Source organism: Hyphomicrobium sp. DY-1, from assembly GCF_047497105.1.
In the GTDB taxonomy this organism is placed as follows: domain Bacteria; phylum Pseudomonadota; class Alphaproteobacteria; order Rhizobiales; family Hyphomicrobiaceae; genus Hyphomicrobium_B.
This window is the reverse complement of record NZ_CP134870.1, coordinates 4,136,648-4,151,946: the sequence shown is the minus strand read 5'-3', so window position 1 is coordinate 4,151,946 and position 15,299 is coordinate 4,136,648. Positions and strand designations below refer to the sequence as shown.

Below are 15,299 nucleotides of genomic sequence, written 5' to 3'. Positions count from 1 at the left end.
TAGTAATAATCCCGGCCTTTGCATCTCGACGATGTCTTCAAAATCACTCAAAGAGGGACATGCGGACGCCGTTTATCCACATGACGACCGCATGAATCATCAGTGATTTTTCCTTCCCTGCCAGCATGACGAGGAAGGCACTTCGTCCGAATTTAGGTCGGCCCGTGACCGCCGTGTGGCAGCATCAACGCTCGTGACTTTTCCGTCACAAATCCCCGCAATTCCACAGCGGAACGCCCGTCCACTATTCCCCGACCGAATCAGATCTGCTTAAAACATAACCCTGAGCGGTGATTCGGGGGGAAACCCGTTGGCCGCAAAGACGGGTTTGAGGACGGGTAAAATAACACCACGGAAAGAAGAGTGTTGGGCCGGGCGCTGGCGCTCCTGCCTGTCATTCCTCAAGTCGAAGCAGACGGGAGTAGTTCTATGAACAAGTACAGTCTGAGTGCCCTGGCGGCGGCAGGCCTGATTGCGGGCAGCCTGTCAACCGGCAGTGCATCGGCAGCTGATCTCGGGGGGAACTGCTGCGCAGACCTCGAGGAGCGCATCGCAGAATTGGAAGCGACGACGGCACGCAAAGGCAACCGCAAGGTCTCGCTCACCGTGTCGGGCTGGGTTGGACAGCAGGTTATGTGGTGGGACGACGGCTCTGAGTCGAACGCCTACGTCACGGACCTCGGCTCAACGCTCGGCAGCCACGTGAAGTTCACCGGCCAAGCCACAATTCTTCCCGGCTGGACAGCAGGTTACGTCCTGCACATCGAAGCCATCGGCTCCGATAGCTTGACGACCAATCAAGATACGCCGGACGGCCGCAACGCACTAAGCCAGAGCGCCGGTCAGACGAACGGCGTTTCGACGCTGCAGTCCTTCTGGTTCATCAAGAGCGACCAGCTGGGCAAGGTCTCGGTTGGTAAGCAGTCCGACGCGGCTGACAACGCAGCGATCCTGGTTGACGGTTCGGGCTCGCTCGTTCCGGCAAACTGGGTGGCGTTCGACGTCAACAGCTTCGGCATCCGCACGAAGAACGGCATGTTCCTCGACGGCGCCGGCGGCTTCACAACTTCGGCCAATGCTTCGGCGGCAGTCTGGGGCGGTTCCTACTGCCAATCCGCAGGTGGTGCCTGGGGCGACTGCTTCGGCGTTCCGCGCAACGTCGTTCGCTATGACTCGCCGAGCTTCGGCGGCTTCTCGGTGTCGGCATCTTGGGGCGAAGACGACATCTGGGCCATCACCACGCGTTATGCCGGTGAATGGGCCGACTTCAAAGTTGCAGGCGTTGCGTCTTACGCTGAAAGCACCGACGAGAACCTGAATGCTGGTATTCAGGGCGTGACTCAGCGGTACTTCCAGGCCGGCGCCTACGTTGAACACATCCCGACGGGCTTGTTCGCCTACGGTGCTTACGGACACGACGACTATGACTTCGCAGGCTCTGGCCAGTCGGAAACTTGGTACGGCAAGGCCGGTATCCGTCAGCGCTGGACGCCGCTTGGCCACACTATCCTGTATGGTGAGTACGAGAACGCCAGAGGTTCCGGCGACTTCTCGCAGTCCGAACTGGCGGATATTGGTGCAACCCATGACCGCACGGAAGTCATCGGCGGCGGTGTAGTCCAGGAAATCGACTCTGCTGCGATGTCGATCTGGGTCAAGTATCGCCACCTCGACTATAGCGACAACAATACCAGCGATATCGGTTACGAAAACTTCCAGTACGTCGGTATGGGCGCTCTGATCAACTTCTGATCCGAAGCCAGAACCACAAAATCGAAATTGAAGGCCGCCCTCACCGGGCGGCCTTTTTATTTGTGTGCACATGAATTCCCTGATGCGTGGAAAACCCACAGTGCGACTTCCGTGGCGCGCACAAAAATAATGCCTTCAAAAACAGTCATTTAGATTAGTTTTCGGGCATTCGCCCAACAATCCGGCCAGTTGCCCCTGCGCCACATTGTCGGATTCGTCGCGGTCGTTTCGCAAACCGCAATTGTTGCCAACCCACGAATCACGGACTTTCCCGGCAAGCGGCGAAGTCACTTGGTAGGTGTTCCGCCGTGGATCGCTTTTGATGCGGCCGACAATACGGCGAACGCCAAGTACCGCGTCTACTACTAGAAGTGATTGAAGACGGGAGAAGGTAGAATGAGGAAGATGAAGGTAGGCGCTTTGGTCGCTGCAGGCGTCCTCGCTGGCGGTTTCGCCGCGACGAACGCTTCTGCGGCAGACTTGGGCGGCAATTGCTGCGCAGATCTAGAAGAGCGGATCGCAGAATTGGAAGCGACGACGGCACGCAAAGGCAACCGCAAGGTCTCGCTCACCGTGTCGGGCTGGGTTGGACAGCAGGTTATGTGGTGGGACGACGGCTCTGAGTCGAACGCCTACGTCACGGACCTCGGCTCAACGCTCGGCAGCCACGTGAAGTTCACCGGCCAAGCCACAATTCTTCCCGGCTGGACAGCAGGTTACGTCCTGCACATCGAAGCCATCGGCTCCGATAGCTTGACGACCAATCAAGATACGCCGGACGGCCGCAACGCACTAAGCCAGAGCGCCGGTCAGACGAACGGCGTTTCGACGCTGCAGTCCTTCTGGTTCATCAAGAGCGACCAGCTGGGCAAGGTCTCGGTCGGTAAGCAGTCGGACGCGGCTGATAACGCAGCGATCTTGGTTGACGGTTCGGGCTCGCTCGTTCCGGCGAACTGGGTGGCGTTCGACGTCAATAGCTTCGGTATCCGCACCAAAGCTGGCGGTTTCGTCGGCGGTCCGACGGCCACTGACTCGGCGCTTCACTGGGGCGGCGCCTACTGCCAAAGCGCTGGTGGCGCCTGGGGTGACTGCTTCGGCGTTCCGCGCAACGTCGTTCGTTACGACTCGCCGACCTTTGGCGGCTTCTCGGTGTCCGCATCGTGGGGTGAAGACGACATCTGGGCCATCACCACGCGTTACGCCGGTGAATGGCATGACTTCAAGGTTGCTGCCGTTGCGTCTTACGCTGAAAGCACGGACGAAGGCCTTAATGGTATTGTCAACAACAACACGCAACAGTACTTCCAGGCCGGTGCTTACATTGAGCATATCCCGACAGGTTTGTTCGCCTATGGCGCTTACGGACATGACGCCTATGCCAACGATGTTGTTGGCTTCGGAGACGGTGGACAGTCTGAGACCTATTATCTGAAGGGTGGCATTCGTCAGCGTTGGGTTCCGCTCGGCCATACGGTTCTCTACGGCGAGTATGAGCACATCAAGGGCTCAGGTGTCTTTTCGCAGTCTGATCTGGCTGGCATCGGCGCCACCGAAGATACCACGAAGGTTTGGGGTCTCGGCGTTGTCCAGGAAATCGACGCAGCTGCGATGTCGATCTGGGTTAAGTATCGTCACCTCGACTACGATGATAATAACCTCAGCGGCATCGCCTACGACAACTTCGACTATGTCGGCATGGGCGCTCTGATCAACTTCTGATCTGAAGCCAGACGATCGAAATACGAGAAGCCGCCCTTTGGGCGGCTTCTTTGCGTTAGAACGTGCTTGCGGCGCTCCGCTCATTGTCTCGACGCTCCAAAACACCTAGTTGTGCCCCCATGTTCCAGGCCTTCTTCACAGAGCTGCGCTCAGCCAAACTACCGGTCACGCTCAAAGAATATCTGACCTTGCTTGAAGCCGTACGCTCGGGCATCGCAGGCGGCCGCGTCGAAGATTTCTATTATCTGGCGCGCGCCACGCTCATTAAGGACGAGAGCAATCTCGATCGCTTCGATCAGATCTTCGCCCATGTCTTCAAAGGCCTCGAAAGCCTGCCCGACGCCGCGGAAGCCGAAATTCCCGAGGAATGGCTGCGCCGTGTGAGCACGCTTCACCTTTCAGAAGAAGACAAGAAGCGCATCGAAGCGCTCGGCGGTTGGGACAAAATCATGGAGGAGCTGAAGAAGCGCCTCGCCGAGCAGAAAGAACGCCATCAGGGCGGCAACAAATGGATCGGCACCGGCGGCACGTCACCCTTTGGCGCGTATGGCTACAATCCGGCTGGCGTCCGTATCGGCCAGAAGGAAAGCCGCCATCGCCGCGCGATCAAAGTCTGGGACAAGCGCGAGTTCAAGGACTTGGCCGGCACGGCGGAAATCGGCACACGCACGATCAAGGTTGCCCTACGCCGCTTGCGCCAGTTCGCCAGGACGGGCGCCGCCTCAGAGCTGGACCTCGACGGCACCATCCGCGGCACCGCCGAAAAGGGCTACCTCGATATTCGCATGCGGGCCGAGCGGCACAACACCGTCAAGCTCCTCATGTTCTTCGACATCGGCGGCTCGATGGACGATCACATCAAGGAAGTCGAAGAGCTGTTCTCGGCGGCCCGCTCGGAGTTCAAGCATCTTGAGTACTATTACTTCCACAACTGCCTCTATGAAGGCGTCTGGAAGGATAACGCCCGTCGCTACACCAACAAGATCGACACCTGGCAGGTTCTGCACACTTACCCTGCCGACTACAAAGTGATCTTCATCGGCGATGCCTCGATGAACCCCTACGAGATCACCGTTGCCGGCGGCTCTGTCGAGCACATGAACGAAGAACCGGGTGCGGTCTGGCTGAAACGTGTTGCTGACATCTACAAGCACACGATCTGGCTCAATCCTGTGGATCCAAGACACTGGCATTGGACACCCTCGATCGGCATTGTGAGCAAACTGCTTGGCGGACGCATGTATCCGTTGACTCTCGACGGTCTTGACGCCGGTATGCGCGCCCTGATGCGCTGATGCCCCGTTTCGGCCCCACTCGTGGCCGATGACGCCTAAAGTTGTATTGCGACTCGTTTGTCTCAAACCGTGGGAAATGGCGCCTGAGCCATTGACCGGCCGCGGCGACTAGGCCATCTCAAATGCGATATCGGGGGTGGGGGGAACATTCCCAATGAGAAACGCCAAACTGATCCTGACCGTGGCCGCGACCGTTGCTCTCGGCGGCTGCGGCGCCTCGCTGCCGAAACTGCCGACCACAGGTTCGCTTCTGGGCGGCTCCAGCACGGCAAAAGAAAACCGCGACCCGAACGACCCCGTCGCCCGCGCCATGGGCGTCGCCGCGACCTCGGCCCGTGCTCTGAAATGCGGTTACAATTTCGATCCGGGCAAACTGAAGAGCCAATACCTCGCCTACGAAACGGCATCCGCACCCACCCTGGGCGAGAAATTATCCAACGTCTACGACACCGCATTCAACGGCGTGACGAAGGCGATCTCCGCGAAGGAGCAGGAAGAAGACTACTGCACGCCTGATCGCACGGCCCGGATTAAGGAAGCACTCAATCGCAATCTTGCCGGCGATTACACGCCTCCTCCCTCCGAAGCGCCAGAAGACAGCGGCGGCTTGTTTAGCGGCTTCGGAAACAGCGGCACCGGCGATGAAACCAGCGAGAAGATGAAGGAAGTCTTCCAGTAATACCGCAGTCACGCTTCTCGGAACGCATGCGTGCAACAGATTCTATGGGCTGAAATCGCGATCAAGGGGACAACCGGCGTCGTACTGGTCGTGGTCCCTCTCATCACATTGACGCTGGCCGGCATCGAGAAGCCAAACTCCGGACTCTGGCCGCGACTCACTGGCGCGCTGATCCTCTCAATCGCAGTCAGCGTCTGGATCGGCCTCACTTATCCTGAAGCCCGCGGCTCCATCGGACCTGCCGCGCTAGTGCCGATCAATCTGATATCTGCAGCAATTCTGATTGCGGCGCTGGTCATGGGCGCCGCTGCCCCGACGCGCCGCGGCAAATTGATCGTCGCTGCGGGTGCCGTCGTCCTGCTTGCCCTTGGATTTCTGGAAATCGCCCACGCCTGAGCGTGGGGAGACCGCGAACGTTATTTCACGCCGAGCTTCTTCTGCAGGCTCGAAGACGACGTCGTGTATTGGAACATCACTTTCTTGTCCGGATAGACGATCCGTTGTGCGGCCTGAGCCATCAGCGCCCCCTCGTGGAAGCCCGACAGAATGAGCTTCAGCTTGCCCGGATAGGTGTTGATATCACCGATGGCGAAGATGCCATGCTCGCTCGTCTCGAAACGCTCGGTATCTACGGGGATGAGATTCTCGTGAAGATTGAGGCCCCAATCCGCGACAGGGCCGAGCTTCATCGTCAGACCGAAGAACGGCAGCATGGCCGTGCAGGGAATTTTTTCGCTGCCTGAGGCCGTTTTTACTTCGAGCGCCGACAGCTGCCCGTCTGCCCCGTCGAGCGCAGTCACCTGGCCGATCATCAACCGGACGGACGCCTCCTCCACCATCTTGCGCATTTTTTCGACGGAATGGGGGGCTGCCCGGAATTCATCGCGGCGATGGATCAGTGTCAGGCTCTTTGCGACCGGAGCAAGGTTGAGCGTCCAGTCGAGCGCGCTGTCTCCGCCACCGACGATGACGATATCCTTGCCGCGCATGGATTCGATCTTGCGCACCGAATAGAAGACCGACTTGCCTTCGAAGGCTTCGATGCCGTTGAGTGGTGGGCGCTTCGGCGTGAACGATCCGCCGCCGGCTGCAATCACAACGACCTTGGCAATGAATTCCGTGCCGGCATCCGTAATAAGGTGATAGCGACCGTCGGCGTACTTCTTCAAGCCATCGATACGCTCGCTAAAATGGAAGACCGGGTTGAACGGCTTAATTTGCTCCATCAGTCGTTCGGTCAATTCCTGCCCCGTCACTATAGGCAGCGCCGGGACATCGTAGATCGGCTTTTCCGGATAGAGCTCGGCGCACTGACCGCCAGGCCGATCCAGAATATCGACAACATGCGCCTTGATATCGAGAAGGCCTAATTCGAACACGGCAAAGAGCCCGCACGGACCTGCGCCGATGATAACGGCATCGGTCTCGATTGGTGCGCTCACTTCGGAAGAAGCGGATGCAATAGAAATCGTTTCGGCCATCACGATCGTCCGTTGAATGTCTTTGATCAGAACTGCTTTGCGGGCACGCGGACGACCAGACCGTCGATCGCATCGGAGATCTTGATCTGGCAAGACAAGCGGCTGCCCTCGCGCACGTCGAACGCGAAATCCAGCATGTCCTCTTCCATGTCGCTCGCCTTGCCGACCTTGTCGCGCCAGGCGTCGTCAACGTAGACATGACAGGTCGCACAGGCGCACGCGCCCCCGCATTCTGCCTCGATCCCAGCAATGTCGTTGAGCTTCGCTGCTTCCATGACGGTCAGACCGTTTTCCGCTTCCACCGTCTGACTCTCGCCGTCAGGCTGGATGAACGTAATTTTCGTCATGGTTGCGCGTGTGTCCTTGAGGCTTGAATGGGCCGTTGAGAACGGCCTCAGACGGATGGGGATCGTTGGTTAGCGGGCACACTTAATTGGACGCCGCCAGTATTTCAAGCCGAACGCGGGGGATGCGGCGGGAGGGCCACAGAAGATCGGTCAGCCGCTAGGCTTTACACGCCGTTTCCTTGACGAAAGTACTGGCTTCTGCGGCGGCGGCCTCAAGTTTTGCGATCGCCTCGGAACAAGCACCGGTCGTCACGTTCGCAGGAAGCGTCTCCGCTTCCTGCGCCAGCGCAGCGATCCGCCACGCTCCAACAGCCCTGCTCGATCCCTTGAGCGCATGCGCCGCGATTTTCCAGTCCCGCTCAGTCTCGGCCGACTTCAGAGAGGCAATGGTTTCAGGCAGCTGCGCGAGGAAAAGCCCGAGAATTTCGGCCTCGAGAGCCTTGTCTCCAAGGGTATATCTCCTCAGATGAGCGAGATCGACCGGCACGTCTATCGGCCTGTCGCTTCTATCCGGGGTGTGCAGATCATACGATCGAGCCCGCGGAGCATCCATACGTCACACCTAAACCGATGGCGGTCAGAAAGGCGTATTCCCGCCATCCTGGCCGCAACTTTTGGGGATAGAATAGTCCCAGAACCGCAATAACTCTGGGTAAACCGGACCGGGGTGTTTCGGCCAACGTCATAAACGGCTACTTAACCTACGACGTGAGGCCGCAGCCGCATCGGAGGAGCGCCTGCCGCCGCAATCCGGCCGTATTATCGGTCCCAATTCGCTAACCCCCTAAGATGCATAGACATTTCTTATGGTTACGCATGTCTTTCCATTTTGCGGGCAATTAAAACTCTTATAGGGTGCGAATGGGAGTTCCGGTGGCCTGAAGCGCACGGGCTTGTGCCGCGTACCGGATCGAGTGGGGGACATTGCGCAATGTCGCAAGATCAGATTGCGAAACTCATGGCTATTGCGGGCAGAACACCGCCCGTCGAACCGTCCCTGGACGGCATCCCTAACGATGCCCAACCCGCGACGGACGCCAAGGAGCCTGCCTCTAGACCGGCGCCCTCCCTTCCCCCGCCGCTGCTTTCAATCGATGCCGCCCAGGCGCCAGCCGCGACGGCCGCGGCCTTAGCTCTTCCCGCGCCAGCGCCGATGCCGCCGCCCGACAAAGAACAGCCCGCAGACGAACCCACCACCGAGCCGCCAGCCCGCCGCGTCGCGCGTCGCCGCCCGGCAGGACCGGTCCGTGGTAAAATCGCCGCCAACGACGACATCCCGAGCATCGGCGGCCTGATCTACGCGCTCGAACAGAAGCCGTCGAACAAGGTTTTTCGTTACGCCGCCATCGGCAGCGCCGTCTGGGCCGTCGTCGGACTGATCGTTGGCGCCTTGACGCTTGCACCCGGATGGCAAGCAGGCGAGCCCCTGTCGTCGCTCCTGCTGCATCCGACGACGTTCTACACCGCGACCGCCATCATCGCGCCGATCGCCATCATCTGGCTGTTAGCCCTTCTGTCGTGGCACATCGCATCGCTGGCACTTAAATCCGCAACGATGAGCGAAGTCGCCATTCGCCTCGCCGAGCCCGACCGCACGGCGGAACAATCAATCGCTAGCCTGGGTCAGGCTGTCCGCCGCCAAGTCTCGTTCATGAACGACGCCGTGTCCCGCGCCCTTGGTCGCGCCGGCGAACTTGAAGCACTCGTGCACAATCACGTCGCCGAACTCGAACGCTCCTACGAGCACAACGAGCGCCGCATCCGCGAGCTGATCAACGAACTCGGAGGCGAACGTCACGCCCTTCTCGACACGTCCACCAACGTCACCGAAACGCTGAAGACGCTCGGCACCGAAATTCCGACGCTGATCGAAAAGCTCTCGACGCAACAGCTGACGCTTCGCGGCATCATCGCTAATGCAGGCGAAAATCTCGCCAACCTCGAAGGCTCGCTTGCCACCGCCACGGGCCGCTTCGAAAATGCCGTCGGTTCGCGCACGCTTCAGCTTCAATCGGTTCTCGAAGACTACACCACTGCCTTCTCGACCGCGCTTGGCGCTCGCACGGAACAGATGCGCGCCACGTTCGACGGTTACATGCAGACGCTCGATACGACGCTCGGCAACCGCACTGAAAACCTCCAGACTGTTTTCGAAGAATATGCGCGCGCGCTCGACACCACTCTGTCTAACCGCGCCCAGGCTCTCGACATCCAGCTCGTCGAACGAACGCGTTCGCTCGATGAAGCCTTCCAGAAGCGGCTTGAGCTATTCGACGATCAGATCATGCGCTCGACGACCGCCATCGACCATGCGGTCAGCGAAAAGGCGTCTCTGCTGACGAATGCCCTGCAGCTCCATTCGCAGACCTTCCGTGAAACGATTGCGCAGCAGGCGACGGAACTCGACGATTCCGTCGTGAACGGCATCAACGCCGTCCGCCGGACGAGCGAAAACATCACACGTCAGACGATGAAGGCCATTGACGGGCTTTCGAAACAGTCGGGCATCCTGCAGGACGTCGCCGATAATCTGTTCCAGCAGATCCACGGCGTCACCAACCGCTTCGAGAACCAGGGCGAGCAGATCCTCAAAGCCGCCAACGTCCTCGACACCGCCAACCTTCGCATCGAGTCGACGCTGCAGACGCGGCACGCCGAGCTTTCGCACACCATCGATCGCCTCTCGGGCAAAGCCGACGAATTTGGCCGCACCATCGCCGGTTATTCATCGAACCTCGAAGGTTCGCTCGAAAATATCGAACTCAAGGCCCGTGCCATTGCCGAGGAGCTGCGCGACACCGCCGAGAGCCGCTCGCGCGCCTTGATGGCCGAACTCGATCGCGTCAAGCATGAGACCGAGGCCCAGAGCGATCGTGCGCTATCCGATCTCCGTCATCGCTTCCAGAACGTATCGGGCGAACTGTCTCGCGAATTCGAAACGCTATCGACCCGCCTCTCATCGGCATCCGAAGAAACCCGCCTCCGGGCAGCCGAGGCCGCCGCCACCCTGGCGAGCGAGCAGGCCCGCATTCGCGAAGAAGCCTCTCGCCTCCCGACTTCGACGCGCGAGACGGCGGAATCGATGCGCCGCGCCCTGCAGGATCAGTTGCGCGCCATCGAACAGTTGACGCAAATTTCCCAACGCGCCAACGCTCCCCGCGAAATCATGCGCCCTGAGCCAGCTCCCGCGCCCGCGCGTCTCGCGCCGACACCGTCGCTGACCTCCGCGCTTATCCAACAGGAAAATGCGCCCAGCCGCAGCCGCGCCAGCGTCCAACAGGACCAACGCGAGGGCTGGTCCCTCGGCGATCTCCTTGCCCGCGCCTCGCACGAAGAAGACCACGCGCCGGTCCGCAACGTTCCGCCAGCGCCGGAACCTGCACCGCCACCGCATTCGGCTCCGCCTCACTCAACCGCTCCGGTGCGCCTCGATGTCGGCATGATCTCCCGCGCGCTCGATCCGCAGACGGCCGGCGCCATCTGGAACCGCATTCGCGCGGGTCAGAGGAACGTCCTGGTCCGCAGCATTTACGCTCCGGAAGCGCGTATGCTGTTCGACGAAATCGCCGCCCGCGCCCAGACCGACGCGGACCTGTCGCAGTCGATTTTCCGCTACCTCACCGACTTCGAACGGATCATCAAGGAAGCCGACACGCGTGACCCGTCAGGCCGCACGGCGCAAAGCCATCTCGTGTCCGATACCGGCCGCGTCTATCTCTTCCTCGCGCACGCAGTCGGCCGGATTCGCTAACCGGCAAAGGCCGCCATGTCGCCTGTCCGCATGCCGCCTATCCGCATCGAAGCGCGACACGAGGCATGGCCACTCAGAGAAGCCTTCGTCATCTCACGTGGCGCGAAAACCGCGGCCGATGTCGTCGTCGTCGAAATAACGGACGGAACGCACAAAGGCCGCGGCGAAGCCGTCCCCTATGGCCGCTATGGCGAGACAGTCGATGGCGTCCTCGACGCCATCCGAACAGCCGCCGGCCGAATTTCAACGCACGCCGACCTGCCGCGCGAGCTCAAACCCGGCGCGGCCCTCAATGCCCTCGACTGCGCCTTCTGGGACCTCGAAAGCAAACAGACCGGCATCCCAGTTTCGAAGCGTGCTGCGCTTCCCGAACCCGCGCCGAAAGTCACCGCCTTCACCTTGAGTCTCGCCGCTCCCGAAGAGATGGCGGCAAAAGCCGCTAGCGTGGCCCCGCTCTCGCTCTTGAAGCTGAAGCTCGGCGGTGACGGCGACGACGCACGCATGCGCGCCGTCCGGCAGGCCCGCCCAGACGCTCATCTTGTTGCCGACGCCAACGAAGCCTGGACAGCAGAAACGTTGACGCCTCTGCTGGCGATCGCGGCTGAGTGTGGCATCGAATTAATCGAACAGCCGCTTCCCGCCAGTCAGGATAGCATCCTCCGTGACACTCCCCACCTCGTCCCTATTTGTGCCGACGAAAGCGTTCATACCGCCGATGATATCCCGCATCTCATCGGACTCTACGACGCTGTGAACGTCAAGCTCGACAAGGCGGGCGGCTTGACCGGTGCAAGCAGCCTCGTCGCAGAAGCACGCCGCAACGGTCTCAAGATCATGATCGGCTCGATGGTCGGAACATCACTCGCCGTTGCGCCCGCGATGCTGCTGGCACCGTGTGCCGACTGGATCGACCTCGACGGCCCGCTTCTGCTGGCGCGGGATCGCGAGCACGGCCTGCGCATCGACAACGGCATCGTTCAGCCGCCAAGCCCTGAGCTGTGGGGCTAACGCGCCTTACACTGGATCCGCCGCCGCCATCGTCGAGCCGCTGCGATTCCGGAGCAGCCAAAGTGCTGCGCCAAGCGCCACCATCGAGATCGCGACCATCCCGAGATACGACAGCGACCCGGCGCGCACGTAGATCCATCCGGCAACCAGCGTCGCCGCACCGAGCGCGACACCGGCAGCCATCGTTGCGTAGAGTGATTGCGCAGTTCCCTGCTTATCGCGCGCCACGTTTTCGTGGATGAAGTGGATCGCGCCTATGTGGCAAGCGCCATAGGTCGCGCCATGCAGCAATTGCAGCGGAATGAGCGCCGCAAGCGGCGGCTCGAACGCCATCCCCGACCAACGCACAATCGACGCCAACGCGGCAAGCGCGATCAGGCGTAATGATCCAATCCGCGCGACCGCCCGTCCGGAAACGGAAAACAGCATGACCTCGGCAAAGACGCCGACGGCCCACAGCGTTCCGCACCACGCCGCCGAAAGGCCCTGCTTTTCCCAAAGCAGAATCCCGAACGTGAAGAACGTAGCGTGCGCTGCCATAACGAGACCAGCCGCTACGAGAAACAGACAAAATTGCTTCTGGCTCAGGAGATCGTGCAATACGGATGACCGCCACAACGGCAGCGCTGGCTTGATCGCATCTTCAAACCGCTCGTCCGGAGGCAGGAAATGTCCGGCAGCAACAGTCAGAACGCACCCGAACGCGATCAGCCAAATACCGGCTCCGCCGCCGAAAGCGTAGATCATCAACCCGCCGATAAAATTTGCCGCCACGAACGATAGGGATCCCCACAGCCGCATTTGCCCATAGTCGAGGCCGCGGTAGCGAACACCCGTCACCGCGATCGTCTCGATCAGCGGCATGATCGTCGAGTTGCAGAGCATCAGCGCGATCGCGAACAACAGCACCGGCCAGAACGATGCTGATTCAGCCAGCGCCAACACCAGCGCGATCGTCAGCCACGTGAGCAGCACGAGATACCGGCGGTGCGCTCCGCTCCGATCTGCCGCCATCGCAACTACGGGTGACACGAACACGCGCAGAAACAGAGGCGCTGCGATTACCGTGCTGATCTCGCCAGCCGACAGTCCGCGCCAGTTCAGCCAGACTGGGAGAAATGGCGTGTGCATGCCGTAAAAGACGAACAACGCACCGTAAAATAGCGCGACGCGCATCGCGAAACTGCGCTTTGCGTCATCCCCGCTGACCATGCCCGTCCTCCCATCTCTATGCTCATGCCACACTATAACGCGGAAGGCGTAGCGCTGCCCGATAAGTCCTGTTTAGTTCAGCCGGAGGTTGTGTCTTCGCCACTTGCGAATCGCATACCCGTTGAGGCGATTTTTTGCGGAGCACAACTGGCATGCAGGCTCTCACTTCGCCCGTTACCGACGATATTGAAACCGAATACCGCGCCATTGAGGCGACACTGCTCGAAACCGCACGCGGGCGCTGGTTCCTGGCCGAGCACGGCCGCCGCGCGCGCCGCCTGGACAGCGCCCTGCTTGAAGACGCCATTCGCCGTCTACAAGGCTCCCTGCGCGAGCCGCCGGCGCTGCTCGGCCAGCTCAAGGCCGAAATCGAAGCCGTCCGATCCCAGATGGCCGAGACCCGAGCCGCCCTCCTGGCACGTCCTACGATGGATGAAAGCGTGCTGCCGACACATGCCATGCTCAAGGCTGCCGAAGATATTCACGACATCGCCTGGTCGCTCCAGGCCAATCCGTTTGATCCGCAAGGCTGCGAGCAAATCGCCCGCAATGCCGGCAAGCTCTATGCCATGAGCCAATCGCAGGCCGCCCAATCGAACCGCGTCGTGGCCGCTGCGAGCGCACTTGAAATATCGGCTAACAAACTCGAAGGCGTTCTCGAAAGCATCCTGCACGAGTTGCAGGTTGATGAGGCCGAGTAGCTGCCGGGCATAGTGACACAAAAAAGCCGGGCGACATGCCCGGCTTTTTTTGTGGGGTAGCTGATCTTACCACCTCGTCCGCATGCCGAACGAGACAAGATCGACAGCAGCTTGCGATTCCCCTTTGAATTCCAAAGTTGGGAGCGGCGCGAGAGTGCCTGTTCCTTCCGGCGTACTAATGTCTACACCGCCGTCCTGAATGAAGATGTGCGAATAGCCGATGTCGAACGTTGTTGCGTCGGTCCATTTGTAGCTCGCGCCGACACTCAGCCAAACGCGATTATTGTCTGGAATTTGAACGATCCGCCCCGTCGCAGAATCGATGGGCGACATTTCGTAGGCGACACCGGTCCGCAACGTCAAATTGGGCGTATAGTCGTATTCACCGCCCACAGAAAAGAACCAGCCGTCAGCCCAGTTTGTCGGCAGGTTGAGGCCACCCCCTATCGATGGCAACGACAGCGGCAGGTTCTTGAATCGGCTCCAATTCGTCCACTCTACGGTACCGAGCAGCCGGGTTGTCGGCGTTATGACCTGCCGCGCACTGAGAGTGACGATATCTGGAAGGTTGACCGTAGCGGTCCCCGGTAGGCCGCCAAGGCCACTGAAAGATCCATCAATGTCATGGGTCAATTGAGACCGATAGCCGAGACCAATGGTTGTTCCGGTAAATGGCTCAAGGGTGATACCCGCGGTGCCTCCGAATGCCCAATCCGCTCCGCCGAACCTATCGAGTTTTTGCGTCAGCAGATCGCGAAATTGAAGCTTCGCTTGCGCCCATTCTATCTGAAGTCCCGCGCCGATCGTAATTCCCGGCGCGATGCGATAGGCGATCGTCGGGTTAGCATTGATCGTCAGAAGTTTGGTCGTCACTCCGAGATAGGAGCCCGGATAGTTCACGTTATCGGGCTTCGTCGCAAGGCCGAACGGCGAATTCATCGCAAGACCAACCCAGAGGTCTTTGTTGATCTGGAGGGCGGCATAACTTGCACCGCTCACCGCATCGATGCCTATGTTGCCACTGCTCCCAGAACCAACCAGCGGATTGCTAACGTCCACATTCGCGTAGGGAAGAATCAATGTGTAGGACGATTCAGTGTTCAAACCCGGAAACTGGGCCGTTGCAGCTGGGTTCCAAAACATCGAGCCGAGGCTTCCGCCTGCCGCCGACCCTGCCGAAGCCGAACCCAGAAACACGGTCGATTGCTCGTGGATATCGAAACCGCCGGCGGAAGCCGCGCCCATGTGCGCCAGCATGGCTGCAGAGCTAATCCCCAAAAGGCGGAACGCATTTTTTATTATATTGATTTTGCTCAAAGACAGCATTCGTGACCCCCAGGACGACTCAGCGCCT

Annotated in this window: 13 protein-coding genes; 8 read left to right on the top strand and 5 right to left on the bottom strand. The window is 60.1% G+C overall.

The features are described 5' to 3' along the window. The first annotated feature begins 429 nt into the window (after positions 1–429). The 5 genes from RLW41_RS20115 to RLW41_RS20095 all read left to right on the top strand — a co-directional run bounded on the left by RLW41_RS20115 (position 430) and on the right by RLW41_RS20095 (position 5,841). Positions 430–1,752: a porin gene (locus tag RLW41_RS20115; RefSeq protein ID WP_414462630.1), complete on the top strand. Its 1,323-nt coding sequence runs from the start codon at positions 430–432 to the stop codon at positions 1,750–1,752. A 396-nt stretch (positions 1,753–2,148) separates the two neighbouring features. Next, the gene (locus RLW41_RS20110) at positions 2,149–3,471 is read left to right on the top strand and encodes a porin (RefSeq protein WP_414462629.1); all 1,323 of its coding nucleotides are present in this window, start codon (positions 2,149–2,151) and stop codon (positions 3,469–3,471) included. Positions 3,472–3,590: 119 nt separating this feature from the next. After that, a complete protein-coding gene (locus tag RLW41_RS20105) occupies positions 3,591–4,766 on the top strand; it encodes a vWA domain-containing protein (protein WP_414462628.1) in 1,176 nt (391 codons plus the stop codon). Positions 4,767–4,920: 154 nt separating this feature from the next. Beyond that, positions 4,921–5,445, top strand: coding sequence for a hypothetical protein (locus tag RLW41_RS20100; RefSeq protein WP_409559817.1), 525 nt, complete (start codon positions 4,921–4,923; stop codon positions 5,443–5,445). A gap of 30 nt (positions 5,446–5,475) precedes the next feature. Next, entirely contained in the window at positions 5,476–5,841 is a 366-nt protein-coding gene (locus RLW41_RS20095) for an ABC transporter permease (RefSeq protein WP_409559816.1), read from the top strand. Between the two features lie 20 nt (positions 5,842–5,861). Here the strand turns inward: RLW41_RS20095 and RLW41_RS20090 are convergent, their stop codons facing one another. The 3 genes from RLW41_RS20090 to RLW41_RS20080 form a co-directional block, all read right to left on the bottom strand. Beyond that, entirely contained in the window at positions 5,862–6,926 is a 1,065-nt protein-coding gene (locus RLW41_RS20090; protein ID WP_409559815.1) for an NAD(P)/FAD-dependent oxidoreductase, read from the bottom strand. 26 nt (positions 6,927–6,952) lie between these two features. Further along, the gene (locus tag RLW41_RS20085) at positions 6,953–7,273 is read right to left on the bottom strand and encodes a 2Fe-2S iron-sulfur cluster-binding protein (protein WP_013947537.1); all 321 of its coding nucleotides are present in this window, start codon (positions 7,271–7,273) and stop codon (positions 6,953–6,955) included. A gap of 157 nt (positions 7,274–7,430) precedes the next feature. Continuing rightward, positions 7,431–7,760: an Hpt domain-containing protein gene (locus tag RLW41_RS20080; RefSeq protein WP_409559814.1), complete on the bottom strand. Its 330-nt coding sequence runs from the start codon at positions 7,758–7,760 to the stop codon at positions 7,431–7,433. A 444-nt stretch (positions 7,761–8,204) separates the two neighbouring features. Between RLW41_RS20080 and RLW41_RS20075 the strand changes: the two genes are divergently transcribed. Both RLW41_RS20075 and dgcA read left to right on the top strand, forming a co-directional pair. Next, positions 8,205–11,024, top strand: a complete 2,820-nt coding sequence (locus RLW41_RS20075) for a hypothetical protein (protein ID WP_414462627.1) — start codon at positions 8,205–8,207, stop codon at positions 11,022–11,024. A 15-nt stretch (positions 11,025–11,039) separates the two neighbouring features. Next, positions 11,040–12,032: an N-acetyl-D-Glu racemase DgcA gene (dgcA, locus tag RLW41_RS20070; protein ID WP_414462626.1), complete on the top strand. Its 993-nt coding sequence runs from the start codon at positions 11,040–11,042 to the stop codon at positions 12,030–12,032. Positions 12,033–12,038: 6 nt separating this feature from the next. Here the strand turns inward: dgcA and RLW41_RS20065 are convergent, their stop codons facing one another. Then, positions 12,039–13,244 carry an MFS transporter gene (locus RLW41_RS20065; protein WP_414462625.1) on the bottom strand — a complete coding sequence of 402 codons (1,206 nt, stop codon included), beginning with the start codon at positions 13,242–13,244 and terminating at the stop codon, positions 12,039–12,041. A gap of 152 nt (positions 13,245–13,396) precedes the next feature. Between RLW41_RS20065 and RLW41_RS20060 the strand changes: the two genes are divergently transcribed. Next, positions 13,397–13,945: a hypothetical protein gene (locus tag RLW41_RS20060; RefSeq protein WP_414462624.1), complete on the top strand. Its 549-nt coding sequence runs from the start codon at positions 13,397–13,399 to the stop codon at positions 13,943–13,945. A gap of 66 nt (positions 13,946–14,011) precedes the next feature. Here RLW41_RS20060 and RLW41_RS20055 read toward each other — a convergent pair whose 3' ends face one another. Then, positions 14,012–15,202 carry an OmpP1/FadL family transporter gene (locus RLW41_RS20055; protein WP_409559809.1) on the bottom strand — a complete coding sequence of 397 codons (1,191 nt, stop codon included), beginning with the start codon at positions 15,200–15,202 and terminating at the stop codon, positions 14,012–14,014. Positions 15,203–15,299: the final 97 nt, after the last annotated feature.

Coding starts and splice junctions, on each gene's coding strand:
- RLW41_RS20075 (WP_414462627.1), top strand. CDS start 8,205: ATGTCGCAAGATCAGATTGCGAAACTCATGGCTATTGCGGGCAGAACA.
- RLW41_RS20060 (WP_414462624.1), top strand. CDS start 13,397: ATGCAGGCTCTCACTTCGCCCGTTACCGACGATATTGAAACCGAATAC.
- RLW41_RS20085 (WP_013947537.1), bottom strand. CDS start 7,273: ATGACGAAAATTACGTTCATCCAGCCTGACGGCGAGAGTCAGACGGTG.
- dgcA (WP_414462626.1), top strand. CDS start 11,040: ATGTCGCCTGTCCGCATGCCGCCTATCCGCATCGAAGCGCGACACGAG.
- RLW41_RS20110 (WP_414462629.1), top strand. CDS start 2,149: ATGAGGAAGATGAAGGTAGGCGCTTTGGTCGCTGCAGGCGTCCTCGCT.
- RLW41_RS20065 (WP_414462625.1), bottom strand. CDS start 13,244: ATGGTCAGCGGGGATGACGCAAAGCGCAGTTTCGCGATGCGCGTCGCG.
- RLW41_RS20090 (WP_409559815.1), bottom strand. CDS start 6,926: ATGGCCGAAACGATTTCTATTGCATCCGCTTCTTCCGAAGTGAGCGCA.
- RLW41_RS20055 (WP_409559809.1), bottom strand. CDS start 15,202: ATGCTGGCGCACATGGGCGCGGCTTCCGCCGGCGGTTTCGATATCCAC.
- RLW41_RS20115 (WP_414462630.1), top strand. CDS start 430: ATGAACAAGTACAGTCTGAGTGCCCTGGCGGCGGCAGGCCTGATTGCG.
- RLW41_RS20100 (WP_409559817.1), top strand. CDS start 4,921: ATGAGAAACGCCAAACTGATCCTGACCGTGGCCGCGACCGTTGCTCTC.
- RLW41_RS20105 (WP_414462628.1), top strand. CDS start 3,591: ATGTTCCAGGCCTTCTTCACAGAGCTGCGCTCAGCCAAACTACCGGTC.